This window comes from Oribacterium asaccharolyticum ACB7 (assembly GCF_000238075.1).
Taxonomy (GTDB): domain Bacteria; phylum Bacillota; class Clostridia; order Lachnospirales; family Lachnospiraceae; genus Oribacterium; species Oribacterium asaccharolyticum.
Genome location: NZ_JH414504.1, coordinates 764,847 through 781,806, shown reverse-complemented (window position 1 = coordinate 781,806; position 16,960 = coordinate 764,847). Strand labels below are relative to the sequence as shown.

Below are 16,960 nucleotides of genomic sequence, written 5' to 3'. Positions count from 1 at the left end.
TTTCTAAAAAAAATTTAGGATTGGAGAATTATGACTTTGGATTTTATTGTACCGATGCTTATCCTCTTGCAATGGAGGACCAATATTCCTTTTCTCGATCAAATGCTGGAGAAACTTTCGAAGATTAGTGGCGGAAGAGAAGAAATTGTACTGCTTGCGTTGTTTATTCTTCTGCTTCTATTCCTTCTTTTTATAAGAAGCGTGATACGGAAAAGAAGGCAGAAAGAAGCCTTACAGTATCATATTGAGGAAAAGGACCGGTATCATATCAGTATGGAAAAACAGGACTTGCATAAGCTGGTATCTCTTTTGATAGAAGGACTCGGCGGCAAAGAAAATATCCTGTCAGTACGTTTTGATGCAAAGAAGCTGAAAGTCAAGATAAAAGAATATGCCCTGGTTCAGGAGAATACTCTTCGTATGGCGGGTTTTCCCGGCGTTGTACGTCCCAGTAAGGACGAAGTTCACCTTCTCATCGGAGATGAGGCCGGGGAGCTTTGTGAAGCTTTACAGAATTTGAATTTATAAAAATGGAGGAGAAATGAAAAAGAGCTATGAAATCGATATGACGAAGGGAAGTATTTTCCCTAAAATCTTGAGTTTCAGCTTTCCTCTTATGCTCACCGGGATGTTGCAGCTTCTCTTTAATTCGGCGGACGTCATTGTAGTAGGGCGCTTTGTCGGACATAAGGCGATGGCGGCTGTTGGTTCTACCGGAACGGTTGTGTATCTGCTGGTGAATCTTTTTTTGGGTCTTGCCATGGGCGTCAATGTTTGCATAGCGCAAAGCATCGGTGCCGGAAAGCAGAAAGACACGGAAGAAGTATTATCTACGGCGTTCTGTGCGGCAATCGTATCGGGAATTCTTGTTTTCTTTCTGGGAAATTGCATTATACGCCCCATGCTTATCCTGATTGCCATCCCTGAGGATGTGTTTCAGGATGCGGAGACTTATCTTCGCTATTATTTCTTTGGAGTTCCTTTTTTGATTCTATATGATTTCCTTGCGGCTATTTTTCGGGCGGTCGGAGATACGAAAAGACCTCTTTACACACAAATTGTAGCGGGAGTAATCAATGTTCTTTTGAATCTTTTTTTTGTGATAGAACTTGGTTTAGGGGTAAGAGGCGTGGCGATTGCAACCAGTATCTCCGAGACCTTTTCTTCTATAGTCCTCTTCGTTCTTCTTTTAAAGGAAGAGGGAGCATTGAAGCTGCCGTTACATCACCTTCGCATTTATCCGAAAAAACTATATAGAATCTTTCAGCTGGGAATTCCCGCCGGCGTGCAGGGAATGCTTTTTTCCATTTCCAACTTGAGTATTCAGTCTGCTTTGAACTCTTTCGGTTCCACGGCTATGGCGGGAGCCACTGTTGCCGGAAATATTGAAGGTTTTGTTTACATTGCCATGAATTCCGTGTCACAAGGAATGCTTTCTTTTACCAGCCAAAATCTGGGTGCAAAACAGTATAAGAGAATCAATGACATCTTAAGGAACTGTGTTTTGGCTCTGGGGATGATTGCTGTAATCAGTAATATCCTGGTTCTTTTATTTTCTAAAAGTCTGGCAGAGCTTTTTACCAATTCGGAAGAGGTGGTGCGTTATGCGCAGGAGAGAATGTTTATTATTATTTGCCCCTACTGCCTTTTTGGTCTGATGGATGTTCTGGTGGGGGGCTTGAGAGGTTTCGGCTACAGTTTTCAACCGATGATTATCAGTTTGATCGGAATCTGTTGTACCAGGGTTTTTTATGTCTTGGTGCTTTTTCCGCTTTCGGCCTTTCACGGACTAAAGCAGCTTTATTTCAGTTATCCGGTGACTTGGGTGATTACCTTAAGTTGCCTTTGGGTTTTATACAAAAAGGTACGGAATACTTTTCCCGCTACCAATGAAGAAGGAGTAGTATGAGAAATTTAACCTTATTAACGGACTTTTATGAACTGACGATGATGCAGGGTTATTTTAAGAGCGGAAAATCACAGGATAGGGTGATTTTCGACATGTATTACCGAAAGAATCCTTGTGGAAACGGCTTCTCTATCTGCTGTGGTCTGGAGCAGGTAGTGGAATATATTCGAAATCTTAACTTTAATGAAGAGGATATCGATTATTTAAGAAGCCTGAAGATTTTCGACGAAGATTTTATTGACTACCTTCGAGGATTCCATTTTACGGGAGACATTTATGCCATTCCGGAAGGAACGGCAGTATTTCCGAGAGAACCTCTTGTAAAGGTGATTGCACCGGTTATTGAAGCCCAACTGATAGAAAGTGCATTACTGAATATCATTAATCACCAGTCCCTTATTGCGACAAAGGCAAGCCGGGTTGTACATGCCGCAGCGGGAGACTCGGTCATGGAATTCGGACTTCGAAGGGCCCAGGGACCTGATGCGGGAATTTACGGGGCAAGGGCGGCGATTATTGCAGGATGCATAGGCACTTCCAATGTTTTTGCCGGAAAGAAATTCGGCGTTCCGGTTATGGGAACGCATGCGCATTCCTGGATTATGTCTTTCCCGACGGAATTGGAGGCTTTTATCACCTATGGAAGACTTTATCCGGAAAGTTGTATTCTGTTGGTCGATACTTATGACACCTTAAAGAGCGGTGTAAAAAATGCGATTCGTTGCTTTGATACCTTGAAGGCGGAGGGAATCAAACTAAAGCGCTACGGAATCCGGATGGACTCGGGGGACTTGGCTTACCTTTCCAAGAAGGCGAAGAAGATGCTGGATGAGGCGGGATATACGGAAGCCGTGATTTCCGCGTCCAATGATCTCGATGAAGACTTAATCAGCTCCTTGAAATTGCAAGGAGCAACAATCAATTCCTGGGGAGTCGGAACAAAGCTCATTACCTCTGAAAATCAGCCCAGCTTTGGCGGAGTCTATAAGCTTGCGGCGATTATGGGAGAGAACGGAAAGTGGATTCCGAAAATTAAGCTCTCCGAGAATTCCGAGAAGATTACGAATCCGGGAGATAAGCAGGTTTATCGTATCGTGCAGAAGGAGAGCGGAAAGGTCTTTGCAGATTATATCTGTCTTGCTGACGAGGTATTTTCCGAAGAAGAAGACCTGACTCTTTTTGATCCGGTGGAAACCTGGAAGAAGAGTACCTTGGAAGGCGGAAGCTATACGATGGAGCCTCTGCTTCAGCCTATTTTTGAAGGCGGAAAGCTTGTTTACACATGTCCGAGCGTGGAGGAAATTACCGAGCATGCAAAGAGAGAGCTGGACAGACTCTGGGATGAGTGTAAGCGTTTGAAAAATCCGCATAATGTCCATGTGGATTTATCGGATAAGCTCTACGAGATGAAAATTAAGCTTTTGGAAGAGTATAGATAGGCAGTCCGGAGAAGTGCCAATCTTTCCTACACTGCTGTATTCCTGTACTGCTGTATTTTCTGCAGTGGATTGTGCGCTTGGATTTCTTGCTTTCTTTTTCCCGAATTATTATAATAGGACGGATAATGCTGAATGAAGGAGTGAATCATGTTTAAAAAAGTAGATACCAATATGAATTTTGTGGAAAGAGAGAGGGAAGTCGAGGAGTTTTGGAAAAGGGAAGATATTTTCAAAAAATCCATTGAGGAGCATAAGGGCGATCAGTCTTATGTTTTCTATGACGGCCCTCCTACCGCAAACGGAAAACCGCATATCGGTCATGTGGAGACCAGAGCATTTAAGGACATGATTCCCCGTTACCATGCCATGAAAGGAAATATGGTTCCGAGAAAAGCCGGTTGGGATACTCACGGTCTTCCGGTAGAGTTGGAAATCGAGAAGGAAATCGGCATCAACGGGAAAGAGCAGATTGAGGCTTACGGTGTAGCGCCTTTCATTGATTTATGTAAGAAAAATGTTTGGAAGTACAAGGGCATGTGGGAGGATTTCTCCTACAAGGTAGGCTTCTGGGCAGATATGGAAGACCCTTATGTAACCTATCATGACGACTTTATCGAGTCGGAGTGGTGGGCCTTAAAGGAGATTTGGAAGAAGAAGCTCTTGTACAAGGGCTTTAAGGTTGTGCCCTACTGTCCCCGTTGCGGAACCCCGCTTTCCTCCCATGAGGTAGCGCAGGGGTATAAGGAGCTTACAGAGCGTTCCGCTGTAGTTCGCTTCAAAATCAAGGGTGAAGAGGGCTATTTCCTCGCTTGGACAACTACGCCTTGGACCCTTCCTTCCAATGTAGCGCTTTGCGTGCATCCGGATCTTGACTATGCGAAGGTCAAGGCTTCGGACGGGAATCTCTATATCCTTGCCGTAGCACGTCTTGATGCAGTGCTTTCCGGCCTTGCGAAGGAGGGCGAAGAAGCCTACTCCGTTTTGGAAACCTGTAAGGGTAAGGACCTTGTTGGCCTTAGCTATGAGCCTCTGTACGCCGGTGCGGAGAAGGAAGCGGAGAAGCAGCATAAGAAAGCCTGCGTTGTGGTTTCCGACTACTATGTCAGTGCAGATGACGGTACCGGTATCGTGCATATTGCTCCTGCCTTCGGTGAAGACGACGGCCGTATCGGAAGAGAGAACGATCTCGCTCTTGTGAAGTTCGTGGACAGTGAAGGAAAGCTCACGGAGGAAACGCCTTTCTTCGGTATGCGTTGTAAGCCGACGGAGAAGGAAGTTATGGAAGGCGCAATCAGTGCCGATCCGGAGGTTTTAAAAGATCTGGATAAGAGAGGTCTGCTTTTTGATGCGCCGAAGATGACACACAGCTATCCGCATTGCTGGCGTTGCGGAACACCGCTTATTTACTATGCAAGAGAGAGCTGGTTTATCAAGATGTCCGCGGTAAAAGACGAATTGGTAGCCAATAACAATACGGTAAACTGGATTCCGGAGTCTATCGGAAAGGGAAGATTCGGCGACTGGATTGAGAACGTACAGGACTGGAGTCTTTCCCGTGACCGTTACTGGGGAACTCCGTTAAATATCTGGGAGTGCGAAAGCTGCGGACACCAGGACGCAGTCGGCTCGATTTCCGAATTACGGGAAAGAGCGGAAAATTATCAGGAAGTTTTAAATAAGCTAAAGGCGGAGGGGGATAAGGGCTATTCCTCCGACTATGTAGGCTATGAGCATATTGAACTGCATAAGCCTTACGTGGATATGCTTACTATTCCCTGCCCGCACTGCGGAAAGAAGATGAAGAGAGTACCGGAAGTCATCGACTGCTGGTTTGACAGCGGTGCCATGCCTTACGCGCAGCACCATTATCCCTTTGAAAACAAGGAGCTCTTCGAGTCCCAGTTCCCGGCGCAGTTTATTTGTGAGGCGGTAGACCAGACCAGAGGTTGGTTCTATTCCCTACTTGCGGAGTCTACTTTACTTTTCCATAAGGCACCTTTTGAAAATGTTCTGGTTCTCGGCCATGTGCAGGACGAAAACGGGCAGAAGATGAGTAAATCGAAGGGCAATGCGGTTGATCCGATGGAGGCTTTACAGAAGCACGGTGCCGATGCGATTCGCTGGTTCTTCTATACGAACTCTGCGCCCTGGCTTCCGAACCGTTTCCATGACGGAGCCGTGGTGGAGGGACAGAGAAAGTTCCTTTCCACCCTTTGGAACAGCTATGCTTTCTTCGTTTTATATGCCAATATTGATGATTTTGATCCGACAAAATACAGCTTGCACTATGAGAGTCTGTCTCCGATGGATAAGTGGCTTCTCAGTAAGTTGAATACTTTGATTGCCACGGTAGACAGCAATTTGGCACAGTTTAAGATTCCGGAGGCGGCCAATGCTCTTGAGGAATTCTGTGATGAATTATCCAACTGGTATGTAAGACGTTCCAGAGAGCGTTTCTGGGCAAAAGGCATGGAAGAGGATAAGGTCAACGCCTACATGACGCTTTATGAAACACTTGTTACCTTTGCAAAGCTTGCGGCACCGCTTGTCCCCTTTATTACGGAGTCCATCTATCGTAACCTTGTTTGCTCCGTGGATGCATCGGCACCGAAGTCGGTACATCTCTGTGCCTATCCTGTTTCGAATCCTGCTTACATCATCAAGGATTTGGAGGAAAATATGGACGAAGTGCTGGCTCTTGTAAAGCTTGGAAGAGCAGCGAGGGAAAAGGCGCAGGTTAAGAACCGTCAGCCGCTCTCCATAATGTATATTTCCGGTGGAAAGGCACTGGAAAAACAGTATGAGAGCATTGTGCGGGAAGAGCTGAACTTAAAGGCCATTGAGTTTAAGGAAGATTTATCTGACTTTACCGCCTATATTTTTAAGCCGCAGTTAAAGACGGTAGGACCGAAGTACGGCAAGCATTTGCAGGAAATCCGTACTTACCTGACAGAACTGGACAGTAAGACGGGAATTAAAGCTCTTGAAGAAGGGGCTATCCGCTTTACAGCTAAGGACGGTACTGCAGTAGAGCTTTCCAGAGAGGATTTATTGATTGAGTCCACGAAGAAGGATGGCTTTATCACGGAAGAAGACGGAAAGTACACCGTGGTACTGGATACGAACTTAAGTGAAGAGCTGAAGGAAGAGGGCTTCTTAAGAGAAATTATTTCCAAGGTACAAACCATGAGAAAGGAAGCCGGCTTCGAGGTTATGGATCGCATTCATCTTTCCGCAAAAGGCAATGAAAAGCTTATTTCTCTTATGCAGAAGTTTGAGAAGGAGCTTTGCAAGACTGTTCTTGCAGATACGCTTAGTTTCGGGGAATTAAGGGGCTATGTAAAGGACTGGGATATCAATGGAGAAGAGTTAAGCCTTTCCGTAGAAAAATAGATCGAAGAGTAGAGGACAATCTAAGGAGGGAAAATGCAAAAGTTTGATAAAGCCATGTTGAAAAAGGAAATTGAAAACAATGCCAGAAAGCTTTTCAGACGAGAACTTACGGAATTAAATGAGAAAGAAGCTTTTCATGCAGTAGCGGCAGCAATCCAGAATCAAATTATTGATGATTGGATTCTCACAACCAAGCGTGCGGAAGAGGAAGATCGGAAGAGGGTCTACTATCTTTCCATGGAGTTTTTGATGGGAAGAGCACTCGGAAACAATATCCTGAATCTTTCCGCACATGAAGAAATCAAGGAAGTGCTTGAGGAGCTCGGTTTGAATTTGTCCGCCCTGGAAGACGCCGAGCCGGACTGGGCTCTTGGTAACGGAGGTCTCGGAAGACTGGCTGCCTGCTTTTTAGACAGTCTTGCAACTCTTGGCTATTGGGCTTGCGGTTGCGGAATTCGGTATAAGTACGGCTTCTTCAAGCAGCAGATTGTAGACGGCTACCAGAAGGAAGTGGCGGATGACTGGTTAAAGGACGGAAATCCCTTTGAAATCCGCAGAGCCGAGCTTGCCAAGGAGGTGCGTTTCGGCGGTTGGGTAGAAACCGTACAGGAGGCGGATGGAAGGCTTCGTTTTATACAGAAAGGCTATCAGTCCGTAGAGGCCATCCCTTATGATACGCCTGTGGTTGGCTACAATAACCATATTGTGGACACTCTTCGGGTTTGGGATGCCAATGCGAAAGAAACCTTCAGTCTCGACGAATTTGATAAGGGAAATTATCAAAAAGCGGTAGAGTCTGCCAATATGGCAAAGAATATCGTGGAAGTACTGTACCCGAACGACAATCATTATGCCGGGAAGGAATTGAGACTTCGTCAGCAGTATTTCTTTATCTCCGCATCGGTTCAGACCGCAGTGGAATATTACGCCAGAAAACATAACGGAGATGTCAGGAACCTGCCCGAAAAGGTTGCCTTCCAGTTAAATGACACGCATCCCACGGTAGCAGTAGCGGAACTGATGCGTGTTTTAATGGATGATTATCAGTTAAGCTGGGATGAAGCTTGGGAGATAACGGTCAAGACCTGTGCTTATACGAACCATACCATTATGGCGGAGGCCTTGGAGAAATGGCCGATTGAGCTGTTCTCGAAGCTCCTTCCCCGTATTTACCAGATTGTAGAAGAAATCAATCGTCGTTTTTGTGAGGAAGTCAGAAGAAAATATCCTGACCGGGCAGAAGCTAAGATTGCCAAAATGGCTATTATCTATGACGGTCAGGTTAAGATGGCCCATCTTGCCATTATCGGAGGCCATGCGGTAAACGGTGTGGCAGCGCTACATACGGAAATCCTGGAAAAACAGGAGTTGAAGGATTTCTATGAAATGTATCCGGAGAAGTTCTCCAATAAGACCAACGGAATTACCCAAAGAAGATGGCTGCTCCATGCGAATCCGGAGCTTGCCGAGTGGGTTACAAATAAAATCGGAGATCAATGGATTACGGATTTACCCCAAATTGAGAAACTTGCAGTCTATGCTGAAGATAAAAAGGCACAAGCGGAATTTATGGCGATTAAACGACATAATAAGGAAAGACTTGCGCGCTATGTCTTTGAGCATAACGGCATCAAGCTCAATGTGGACTCCATCTTTGATGTCATGGTTAAGCGTCTTCATGAGTATAAGAGACAGCTTATGAATATTCTGCATGTGATGTACCTTTATAACCAGATTAAGGATCATCCGGAGAAGGATTTCTATCCGCATACCTTTATCTTCGGAGCGAAGGCGGCTGCAGGCTATAAGACGGCAAAACTCACGATTAAGTTAATCAATAATGTAGCGGAAGTCATTAACAACGATGCTTCTATCAGAGACAAGATTAAGGTAGTATTTGTAGAGGACTATAAGGTTTCTTCTGCAGAAGTGATTATTCCGGCAGCAGATTTCTCCGAGCAGATTTCCACTGCGTCGAAGGAAGCTTCCGGAACCTCCAATATGAAGCTGATGTTAAACGGTGCCTTGACCATTGGGACAATGGATGGGGCAAATGTGGAAATTGTTAAGGAAGTCGGTGCGGAAAATGCCTTTATTTTCGGGATGAGCAGTGATGAAGTGATTCAATTGGAACAGAATCGAAGCTATAACCCGATGGATATTTTTAACAATGATCAGGAAATCAGAAGAGTCCTGATGCAGCTGGTAAACGGCTTCTATAGTCCTGAAGATCCGGAGCTCTTCAGACCGCTTTATAATTCTCTCTTAAACACCAAGGAATCCGATGTAGCTGACCGCTACTTCATCCTGAAAGATTTACGTTCTTACATTAAGGCACAGGAAGAAGCGGTAAAGCAGTTCCAAAATCGGGACTGGTGGGCTAAAGCGGCAATTTTGAACACGTCCCATGCCGGAAAGTTCTCTTCGGACAGAACGATAGAAGAATATGTAAGAGATATTTGGCATCTGGATAAAATTACTCTGTAAGGAAGAAAGAATGGAAGTATTGCTTCAGCTGGAATTGGAAGAAGAGGAGAAGCAGGCCTTTCAAGACCTGATTCTCCTCTGTAATCGAGAAGACGGAACCAATTATGACAGCGGTCTGGACTATGATTTCTTTTACAGCATTCGAAATGAAGAGAAAAAGGAAAGCGGAATCAAAGAAGAGTATCTTGCTCTTTTGATGGGATATAAACTCGGAGAGCAGGAAGAAGGACAGGACATTTTGCTGTGTACGGCTTTTGTACATCCCTCCATGCGAGGACAGGGACTCTTTACGATGTGCATGGAATGTCTTTATGATGATTTTCGTGGTAAGAAGATTCGCCTGATGCGTAAAGAGAAGGATGAACATTTTCTACATTTTCCTTATATCTATACAGAGTATTTTCTGGAAAAAACTTTGGAACGACCGATTGCTTTTCCGGGAGAACGACGGGGTTATCCTTATGGAGAAGTGTTTTTTTCTCCCTATAACGAAAAAACGCTTTACCTTTACGGGCTTATGGTAGAAAATAGATTCAGAGGACAGGGTAAAGGAGAAGAAATTCTTCGTGACTGCCTGGACAGGGGAGAGGCCGGAGTATATCAAAAGGTGATTTTGCAGGTGGACTCCCGAAATAGAGCGGCAATGCGGCTTTATACCAAGATGGGTTTTCAAATAAAGGATCTGCTCTCCTACTATAGGGGGGAAAGAAAGAGGAAAAGAGATGGAAAGAATATATAAGGTCATGCGAAATGCGGGAGCGGCATCGATTGCCATGGGAGTGATTTTGATTACGATTGGACTTGTCACCGGGATATTGTCTATTGTAGAAGGCGCTATTCTCTTAAAAAGGAAAGAAGATTTGACGTTTTAGGAAGTAGTGATTATGCGTGCTAAAGAAATGACCAGAAACAGGTGGTTTGGCGTTGCATTTTTTGCAATGTATATCCTTCTCCTGTTTTACATTCTATTCTTTTCCGAACTGAATGGAAGAGGATTGATGAACAGGGATCATATCAGTTATAATATGCATCCCTTTCGAGAAATTTACAGATATCTGTTTTATTGGAAACAGATTGGTTTGTTAAACGCTCTTTTGAACCTTTTCGGCAATATCATCGGCTTCGTTCCTTTGGGGTTCTTACTGCCTTCCTTTTCGGGGAGATGTAGGAAATATTGGTACAATACACTTATGGCAGGATATCTTCTGTCCTTTGCGGTAGAATTTTTCCAGCTGGCTTTCCGTGCGGGAAGCTGTGATGTGGATGATATCATTTTAAATACGCTAGGGACCGCATTGGGATATCTTTGCTTTCTCTTTGTACAGTTGGGAAGAAGTAAGAGAAGAGAAAAAAAGAATCTCAGATAAGAAGAGAGTAGGGAGGAAAGCATTTGGAGAAGGAAAAAAGATATTCCTACATACGAAAGAAATTGGCTAGAGGGACTGTGGGGGCTTGTATCCTTTCCGGATTGGCTCTCCTTCTTTTTTTATTTTGTCTTGCTTATTCTTTTTTTAAAAAGGGAGAGGCGGGACCGGCAGTTGCGGCACTGGCCCTTTTATCCGTGAATTTTTCCGCCTTTTCTCTCCGCCTTGCACTTCCTGTTGAGAGAGGAGAGTTTCTTGAAAAAAGATGGCTTTATGGAGCGGTAGGCTTATCTGTTTTGTTACTCTTTGTCTGGCTTTTTTTTCTCTTTTTGGGAATGAGAAGATGAATCTTACGGAAAAACTATTGATTTTGTAAGGCTTGTAAAAATGCATTTTGCTATAATGAGGAGGCTATGGGAGAGAGACTGGAGCTTTCATGGGAGAGAATAAGGAAAATTCCGGAAGAAGTGAATAGGGACACTCTGCACGGTGCTTTTTTTGCTTCTTTGAGTGTGTTTTTTTTACAATTTTTAAAGGGAAGAGAGGAAGAGAATTTTAATAAGGAGAGCTTAAGAGGGGTCTTAGCGGAATGTTTACAGAATTGCCCGGATTATCTTTTTCCACAGGATGCTCTTCAAAAAAAAGAAGAGGGAGATATTCTTTCCGTCTTACTTTATCTTTCACTTGGGCTTGTGTATGAGAAAGAGGAAGAAGCGGTTTGCCGTGTATTGGAACTTTTTATTGAACTGTATTTGCTCTTGCAAGATTCCTCGTTTTCGGACAGACAGAAGCTAAAGGATGTGCTTTATGCTCATTTTTATGATTATACGGGGGATTTTTTAGAAGAGTGGTTTATATATGGCAAGGGGACAAAGACAGGGATGCTTAGCATCCATAACCCTTTGTTTCCCTTAATTTTTCCGTTCAAAACGGTCTCTCCTTTCTTTACGGAAGAATATGAAGAGGCGCATCGAAATGATTTGGCTTTGATTCTGGGAGATCGTCTGCTTAGTCATCTTAAACAGGAACTGGAAAAGCTCCGGAAAAGGGCGGATTTTACAACGATAAGAAAAGAAATGATACAATCTGCTCTATCGGAGGAATCGGATTTATCATCCGAGCCGGTAAATTGGAGCGATTCTCCGCATGCTTTGACCTTTCATTCGCATCAGATAAAATTATTAAAGAAGTTTAGAGAAGAGTTCTTTCTTTGTTAGGCTGAAACAGCAGAGCCGAAAAATTGTTTTTATTGGAGTCAGGAGGAGCATTTGCGAAACAAAAGTAGGAAAATCTATAGTATGCTTTTTCTCCTGTTGTTTTTATGGGGAGTTTTATGGGAAGCAGAGAGTGTCTATGCGGCAAATTGGGGAAGTGTAGAACTCACTGCGGAAGAAGCCGTTCTTATGGATGCGGACACGGGAGCCGTTTTATTTGAAAAAAATGCAGAAGAGAAGGGCTATCCCGCCAGTATTACGAAGGTACTTACAGCCCTTGTTGTTTTGGAGCATACTTCACCGGATGAACAGGTCAGCTTTTCACACGATGCGGTTTACAATGTCGATCGGGGTTCTTCCAATGCGCAAATAGAGGCCGGAGATGTACTGACGGTAAATGATTGTTTGCATGCCTTACTCTTAAAATCGGCAAACGAAGCCGCAAATGCTTTGGCGGAACATGTAGCCGGTTCCCGGGAAGCCTTTGCTGAGATGATGAATGAGAAGGCTAAAGAACTGGGCTGTACCGGCAGTCATTTTCAAAATCCTTCCGGTCTTTTTTCGGAGGAGCAATATACGACTGCAAAAGATATGGGACTCATTGCCATTGCGGCATTTCACAATGAAGAGTTCATGAAGATTGAGAAAGATTTACGATATACTCTCTCCGGTCTGCAACGTCTTCCGGAGGGAAATATCTTATATATGGAACATAAAATGATGCTTCCGGAATCCCGCTTTTATGATTCTCGCGTGGTGGCGGGAAAGACAGGTTATACAAGGGACAGCGGGAATACTCTACTGACTCTTGCTAAAGAAGGGGACAGAAGACTGGTTACGGTTGTTTTGAAGGATAAGAGTCCCTATCACTATAGTGATACGAGTGCCATGCTGAATCTGGGATTTCAAGAAACGGAAAAACAGAGCTTGGAGGATGCGGAAGGCTTTCTGGAGAAGATTAGGGCGGAACTGGTAGAAAAGGGGACGCTTACAGAAGAGACGAAGCTGCATTTTTCTTCAAAAGTGATGCTCACACTTCCTAAAGGGGAGACGCAGGAGGGAATTTCTTATCTTCTTTTAGAAGAGGAAGCGGAAAAGAAGGAGATTTCCGCAGCGGAGGCGAAGGCAAGCGACAGCGGCATGCCCGATGCAAAGGACAGTGCTTTACCTCATATTGTTTTTTTGTTAGACGGTAGAAAGGTTGGAGAGGCAAATTTATATAGGGAACAAAATATACGAGTGATGCTTAGCGAAGCAAGCCCTAAAACCAAGGCGGCCTTTTTTGCGGTTACCATTAGCGGTTTTACGATTATGATTGCAATAGCTGTTTTTCTTTTTGGAGGTGGTGCGCTTTACGGTGCAAAAAATTTCGCAGACGAGAGAAAAAGGAGAAAGAAGTGGAAGGATCGGAGAAAGAAGAGACTGGAAGAAATGAAGATTTCGGAGGAAGAATTCCGAATACTTCTGGAAAAACGGAAAAAAGAGAAGAAGAACTGAGAGAAGAGCCTTATGAAGAGGATCAAGAGATAGAAAGGGAACGGGAAAGGCTTCGTAGGGAGAGAAAGGAAAGAAGAGAGAAAAGACAGGAAAAACGCAAGAAGGAAAGGAATAAAAAGCTTTTACTTTGCTTACTTCTGCTTGCGGCTTTATTTTGTGTAGTATTTTTACTGCGAGGCTTTAGTAATTTGGAAAAAGCAAGGCCGGCTTCCTCTTCCAATTTAACAAAAGAGCTAAATCTGACCATTGTTAAAAAGATTTCCGAAGAAGAAAAAAATGCACTCATGAAACAGGCAGAAGAAAGGCAGGGACTGGTTTTGCATTTTTTGAGTCCTGATACGGATGAGAACAAAATGGAAGAGCAAATTCGGAATTTCCGGACGGATATCCTTCTTACAGGGGATGGAAAGAATGCCAAACTTCTTTCCGCATACAGTGAAAAAGAAAAAACGCCGGTTCTGTTTACCTCCTATCTTCCCAAGGAATCCATGGGCGACTACAGCTTTTGTTTGGGGAAATCGGCAGAGGATCAGGCCGTGGACTTGTCGTTCTTTGCCTATAATGAGGCGTTTCGTTCTATCGGGATTTTGGAGCCGGAAGGATCTTCAAGCGCTCTTTCTCAAGAACTTTCGGAAGCCTTTCAAATTCTTGGCGGGACTTCCCGGATCTTACAGTATTCTTCAATGGAAGATATGAAGGCAAAAGAAGCGGAGTTGGAAAATACCGGAGCGGATCTTTTATTTCTGGAAGAGTATAGTGAGGAAGGAGTAGCTTTCCTTGCGGAAGAACATAATCTTCCCGTTTTACTGGGGGAGGATTGGGATAGAAATGATTTTCCCGGAGAGACTGTACTTAAAACTTCCTCCTATCTCTATGGAAAAGATACCCTTGCCTCAAGTCCCAATATAGCTGAACCAAAAGAGTCGGTGAGTGAAGAGGAAAGTAGAGAAGAGGGGAGCAGAGAGAGGGATGCATTAAAGCTCGCCATGCTTGCGATGGAAAAGTCCGGAAAAAGCTGGGAGGATAAACTGGAAGGTCTGGATTTCCAAGGAACTTACGGCGAATATCAACTGATTAAGGGGGGCTATGCGCTTCACGGCAGACCCGTATTCTATGAAATTGCAGAGAATAAAAGAGTAGTGCTGTCTCGGTGATTGCATCGATGGGAATGATAGGAGAGGCTTACGCTGAATCAAAGGAGAAACATATGAAATTTACAAAGATGGAAGGGGCGGGAAACGATTATATTTATATTGATTGCTTCCAAGAGAAGGTAGATAATCCGAAAGACCTGGCGATAAAGATGTCAGACAGACATTTTGGAGTAGGAGGAGACGGCATTATCCTGATTGAGCCCAGTGATCGGGCAGATGCTTTCATGCATATGTTTAATGCGGACGGTTCAGAGGGAGCAATGTGCGGAAACGGCATTCGCTGTACCGCAAAATATATTTATGATCATGGGATTGTCAGCCCCGAAACGCCTGTAATGAAAATAGAGACCAAGTCGGGCATTAAAGAGATTCGTTATGAAGTAAAGGACGGAAAGCTTTATAAAGCTACAGTAGATATGGGCGAAGTGAAGTTGGACAGCGAGCTGCCGGAGAAAATTCTGATTGACGAATTGAGCCTTTCCTTTGTGGGAATCGATACCGGAAATCCGCATGCCGTTTACTTTTTAGAGGATAATCCCGTGCTGGGGAAGACCATTTATGAAATTGATTTTTCCCGCTACGGGCATAGCTTTGAAACCCATATTCGTTTCCCGAATCGGGTGAACAGCGAGTTTATTGAGCTAAAGAATAGAAAAGAAATCAATTTTCGGGTTTATGAAAGAGGCTCAGGAGAAACGCTTGCCTGCGGAACAGGGGCTACTGCGGCGGTTGTCGCAGGAAATCTACTGGGAAAGCTGGATGAGCGAGTTTTAGTTCATCTTTTAGGGGGAGATCTTGAGATTTTTTACGATAAAGAGAGTAAGCATGCTTTTATGAGCGGAGAAGCGAGAGAAGTCTTTACGGGTATTTGGGAGGAATAGAGCCTTTTTATAATAGAAAATAGCTTGGGAGCGATAGTATTTACAGGGGAAAGATCTTAAATTCTCACAAGCACAGTATGTGTTGTGATTTGCGATACAATATTGTATACTATCCTTTAAGGAGGTGCTTGACATGACACTGAATAAGACTGCAAATGTGAATGTTAGAATACAAGAAAATATAAAACAACAGGCTGAACAAATTTTAGATACCATAGGTATCCCCAGAGCTACAGCAATTGATATCTTTTACAGACAGATTATTCTTAATAATGGAATTCCGTTTTCATTGAAGATACCCAAATATTTGCCGGTAAGAGAAACTATGGATGAAAAAGCATTTAATTCATTAATGGCACAAGGTTATGCGCAGTCAATCCGGGGGGATTCTTATCCTATTGATGATGTTTTTAACGAACTTGAGTCGGAGCTTTGATGGATAAGTATAAGATAAAGATTACAAGCCAAGCAAAAGACCATCTTCGACTTATACAAGAGTATATTGCTATAGAACTAAAAGTTCCCAGCATTGCAAAGAAAATGTTGGAATTGTTGAAATCTAAGATATATTCTTTAGAAACTATGCCGAATCGCATTAAGTGTATTGATGAAAAACCGTGGCAAGATTTAGGATTTCGAAAAATTCGAGTAAAAAATTATTATATTTACTTTTGGATTGATGATAAGAAAAAAGAGGTACACATTGTTGCGATAATTTATGTAAAAATGGATCAAGGAAGACAATTGGTTAAACTTTGATTCATAACAAGTGTCGCAGGTGAATCCTGCGACATCTTGTGTATAAATGTTCAGACAATTTTAAAAGAAGAAAAAAACGAGATATCACCTGTAAAACGTGTGATATCTCGTTTTGTGAATGTAACATTGGGCATCTATTTATGCAAAAACAAGCCAATAAAGTTGAAATGGAATGAAAAGCACATCTGTTTAGAGCAGAAGCAGTCCGTTTCCGACTCCCAGTCTGTCTGCGCCTGCAGCGAGCAGTTCTTCTGCAAATTCTTTGCTTCTGATTCCGCCACTGGCCTTAATCTTCATCTTGTCGGAAACGGATTCCTTCATGAGTTTCACATCTTCCACAGTAGCGCCTCCGGTGGAAAATCCGGTAGAGGTCTTTACAAAATGCGCACCGGCTTCTTCGGAGAGCTCGGAGGCTTTTTTGATTTCTTCTTTTGTAAGGAGACAGGTTTCAATGATAACCTTCACAATTGCCGGCTTAGAGGCTTCCACAACGGCTTGAATATCCTCTCTTACATAATCGTAATCCTTATCCTTCAAGGCGCCGATTTGAATAACCATATCCACTTCGTCGGCACCGTCCGCTACCGCCTGTTTCGCTTCAAAAGCCTTGGCTTTTGTGGACATAGCCCCTAAAGGAAAGCCTACAACACAGCAGGTCTTTACTCCGGAGCCGGAAAGTGTCTTTGCAACGAGGGGAACGTAAGAAGTATTTACACAAACCGAGGCAAAGCCGTGCGCCTTGGCTTCTTCGCAGTAGCGTAGAATGCTTTCTTTCCCTGCATCCGCTTTTAACATGGTGTGATCAATTTTTTTAGCAATATCCATTCTTATTCTCCTTTTCCTGATGGAAAGTTCGTTGACTG

At 43.7% G+C, this 16,960-nt stretch carries 16 protein-coding genes; 15 read left to right on the top strand and 1 reads right to left on the bottom strand.

Translation table 11 applies throughout. The annotated features are described in order from the left end of the window. Window positions 1-30 precede the first annotated feature (30 nt). The 15 genes from HMPREF9624_RS03550 (at window position 31) to HMPREF9624_RS03480 (ending at window position 16,097) form a co-directional block, all read left to right on the top strand. A complete protein-coding gene (locus tag HMPREF9624_RS03550) occupies window positions 31-528 on the top strand; it encodes a hypothetical protein (protein WP_009536567.1) in 498 nt (165 codons plus the stop codon). Between the two features lie 13 nt (window positions 529-541). Beyond that, window positions 542-1,909 carry an MATE family efflux transporter gene (locus HMPREF9624_RS03545; RefSeq protein WP_009536566.1) on the top strand — a complete coding sequence of 456 codons (1,368 nt, stop codon included), beginning with the start codon at window positions 542-544 and terminating at the stop codon, window positions 1,907-1,909. Then, on the top strand, window positions 1,906-3,348 hold the full coding sequence (locus HMPREF9624_RS03540) for a nicotinate phosphoribosyltransferase (RefSeq protein WP_009536565.1): 1,443 nt from the start codon (window positions 1,906-1,908) through the stop codon (window positions 3,346-3,348). Before HMPREF9624_RS03545 ends, HMPREF9624_RS03540 begins: the two co-directional genes overlap by 4 nt. A gap of 147 nt (window positions 3,349-3,495) precedes the next feature. Further along, window positions 3,496-6,741, top strand: a complete 3,246-nt coding sequence (gene ileS, locus HMPREF9624_RS03535; protein ID WP_009536564.1) for an isoleucine--tRNA ligase — start codon at window positions 3,496-3,498, stop codon at window positions 6,739-6,741. Between the two features lie 33 nt (window positions 6,742-6,774). Continuing rightward, window positions 6,775-9,228: a glycogen/starch/alpha-glucan phosphorylase gene (locus HMPREF9624_RS03530; protein ID WP_009428364.1), complete on the top strand. Its 2,454-nt coding sequence runs from the start codon at window positions 6,775-6,777 to the stop codon at window positions 9,226-9,228. 10 nt (window positions 9,229-9,238) lie between these two features. After that, window positions 9,239-9,967 (top strand): GNAT family N-acetyltransferase, encoded by a 729-nt coding sequence (locus HMPREF9624_RS03525; protein WP_009536563.1) that lies wholly within the window; start codon window positions 9,239-9,241, stop codon window positions 9,965-9,967. Then, a complete protein-coding gene (locus tag HMPREF9624_RS11860) occupies window positions 9,951-10,100 on the top strand; it encodes a hypothetical protein (protein ID WP_009536562.1) in 150 nt (49 codons plus the stop codon). Before HMPREF9624_RS03525 ends, HMPREF9624_RS11860 begins: the two co-directional genes overlap by 17 nt. A 12-nt stretch (window positions 10,101-10,112) precedes the next feature. Continuing rightward, complete coding sequence (locus tag HMPREF9624_RS03515; RefSeq protein ID WP_009536561.1) at window positions 10,113-10,595, top strand: VanZ family protein; 483 nt, start codon at window positions 10,113-10,115, stop codon at window positions 10,593-10,595. Window positions 10,596-10,618: 23 nt separating this feature from the next. After that, window positions 10,619-10,939: a hypothetical protein gene (locus HMPREF9624_RS03510; RefSeq protein ID WP_009536560.1), complete on the top strand. Its 321-nt coding sequence runs from the start codon at window positions 10,619-10,621 to the stop codon at window positions 10,937-10,939. 66 nt (window positions 10,940-11,005) lie between these two features. Further along, on the top strand, window positions 11,006-11,809 hold the full coding sequence (locus tag HMPREF9624_RS03505) for a hypothetical protein (protein WP_009536559.1): 804 nt from the start codon (window positions 11,006-11,008) through the stop codon (window positions 11,807-11,809). 51 nt (window positions 11,810-11,860) lie between these two features. Next, window positions 11,861-13,303, top strand: a complete 1,443-nt coding sequence (locus HMPREF9624_RS03500; RefSeq protein WP_009536558.1) for a D-alanyl-D-alanine carboxypeptidase family protein — start codon at window positions 11,861-11,863, stop codon at window positions 13,301-13,303. After that, window positions 13,204-14,457, top strand: coding sequence for a type 1 periplasmic-binding domain-containing protein (locus tag HMPREF9624_RS03495; protein ID WP_242822614.1), 1,254 nt, complete (start codon window positions 13,204-13,206; stop codon window positions 14,455-14,457). Before HMPREF9624_RS03500 ends, HMPREF9624_RS03495 begins: the two co-directional genes overlap by 100 nt. Before the next feature lie 53 nt (window positions 14,458-14,510). After that, the gene (gene dapF, locus HMPREF9624_RS03490; RefSeq protein ID WP_009536556.1) at window positions 14,511-15,338 is read left to right on the top strand and encodes a diaminopimelate epimerase; all 828 of its coding nucleotides are present in this window, start codon (window positions 14,511-14,513) and stop codon (window positions 15,336-15,338) included. Window positions 15,339-15,471: 133 nt separating this feature from the next. Then, window positions 15,472-15,774 carry a type II toxin-antitoxin system RelB/DinJ family antitoxin gene (locus HMPREF9624_RS03485; RefSeq protein ID WP_009536555.1) on the top strand — a complete coding sequence of 101 codons (303 nt, stop codon included), beginning with the start codon at window positions 15,472-15,474 and terminating at the stop codon, window positions 15,772-15,774. Continuing rightward, window positions 15,774-16,097: a type II toxin-antitoxin system RelE/ParE family toxin gene (locus HMPREF9624_RS03480; RefSeq protein ID WP_009536554.1), complete on the top strand. Its 324-nt coding sequence runs from the start codon at window positions 15,774-15,776 to the stop codon at window positions 16,095-16,097. Before HMPREF9624_RS03485 ends, HMPREF9624_RS03480 begins: the two co-directional genes overlap by 1 nt. Window positions 16,098-16,286: 189 nt before the next feature. Here HMPREF9624_RS03480 and deoC read toward each other — a convergent pair whose 3' ends face one another. Then, window positions 16,287-16,922: a deoxyribose-phosphate aldolase gene (gene deoC, locus HMPREF9624_RS03475; protein ID WP_009536553.1), complete on the bottom strand. Its 636-nt coding sequence runs from the start codon at window positions 16,920-16,922 to the stop codon at window positions 16,287-16,289. Between the last annotated feature and the right edge of the window lie 38 nt (window positions 16,923-16,960).

Bases quoted from the DNA above. Each gene is read 5' to 3' on its own strand.
- HMPREF9624_RS03550 (WP_009536567.1), top strand. From the start codon at position 31: ATGACTTTGGATTTTATTGTACCGATGCTTATCCTCTTGCAATGGAGG.
- HMPREF9624_RS03545 (WP_009536566.1), top strand. From the start codon at position 542: ATGAAAAAGAGCTATGAAATCGATATGACGAAGGGAAGTATTTTCCCT.
- HMPREF9624_RS03540 (WP_009536565.1), top strand. From the start codon at position 1,906: ATGAGAAATTTAACCTTATTAACGGACTTTTATGAACTGACGATGATG.
- ileS (WP_009536564.1), top strand. From the start codon at position 3,496: ATGTTTAAAAAAGTAGATACCAATATGAATTTTGTGGAAAGAGAGAGG.
- HMPREF9624_RS03530 (WP_009428364.1), top strand. From the start codon at position 6,775: ATGCAAAAGTTTGATAAAGCCATGTTGAAAAAGGAAATTGAAAACAAT.
- HMPREF9624_RS03525 (WP_009536563.1), top strand. From the start codon at position 9,239: ATGGAAGTATTGCTTCAGCTGGAATTGGAAGAAGAGGAGAAGCAGGCC.
- HMPREF9624_RS11860 (WP_009536562.1), top strand. From the start codon at position 9,951: ATGGAAAGAATATATAAGGTCATGCGAAATGCGGGAGCGGCATCGATT.
- HMPREF9624_RS03515 (WP_009536561.1), top strand. From the start codon at position 10,113: ATGCGTGCTAAAGAAATGACCAGAAACAGGTGGTTTGGCGTTGCATTT.
- HMPREF9624_RS03505 (WP_009536559.1), top strand. From the start codon at position 11,006: ATGGGAGAGAGACTGGAGCTTTCATGGGAGAGAATAAGGAAAATTCCG.
- dapF (WP_009536556.1), top strand. From the start codon at position 14,511: ATGAAATTTACAAAGATGGAAGGGGCGGGAAACGATTATATTTATATT.
- HMPREF9624_RS03485 (WP_009536555.1), top strand. From the start codon at position 15,472: ATGACACTGAATAAGACTGCAAATGTGAATGTTAGAATACAAGAAAAT.
- HMPREF9624_RS03480 (WP_009536554.1), top strand. From the start codon at position 15,774: ATGGATAAGTATAAGATAAAGATTACAAGCCAAGCAAAAGACCATCTT.
- deoC (WP_009536553.1), bottom strand. From the start codon at position 16,922: ATGGATATTGCTAAAAAAATTGATCACACCATGTTAAAAGCGGATGCA.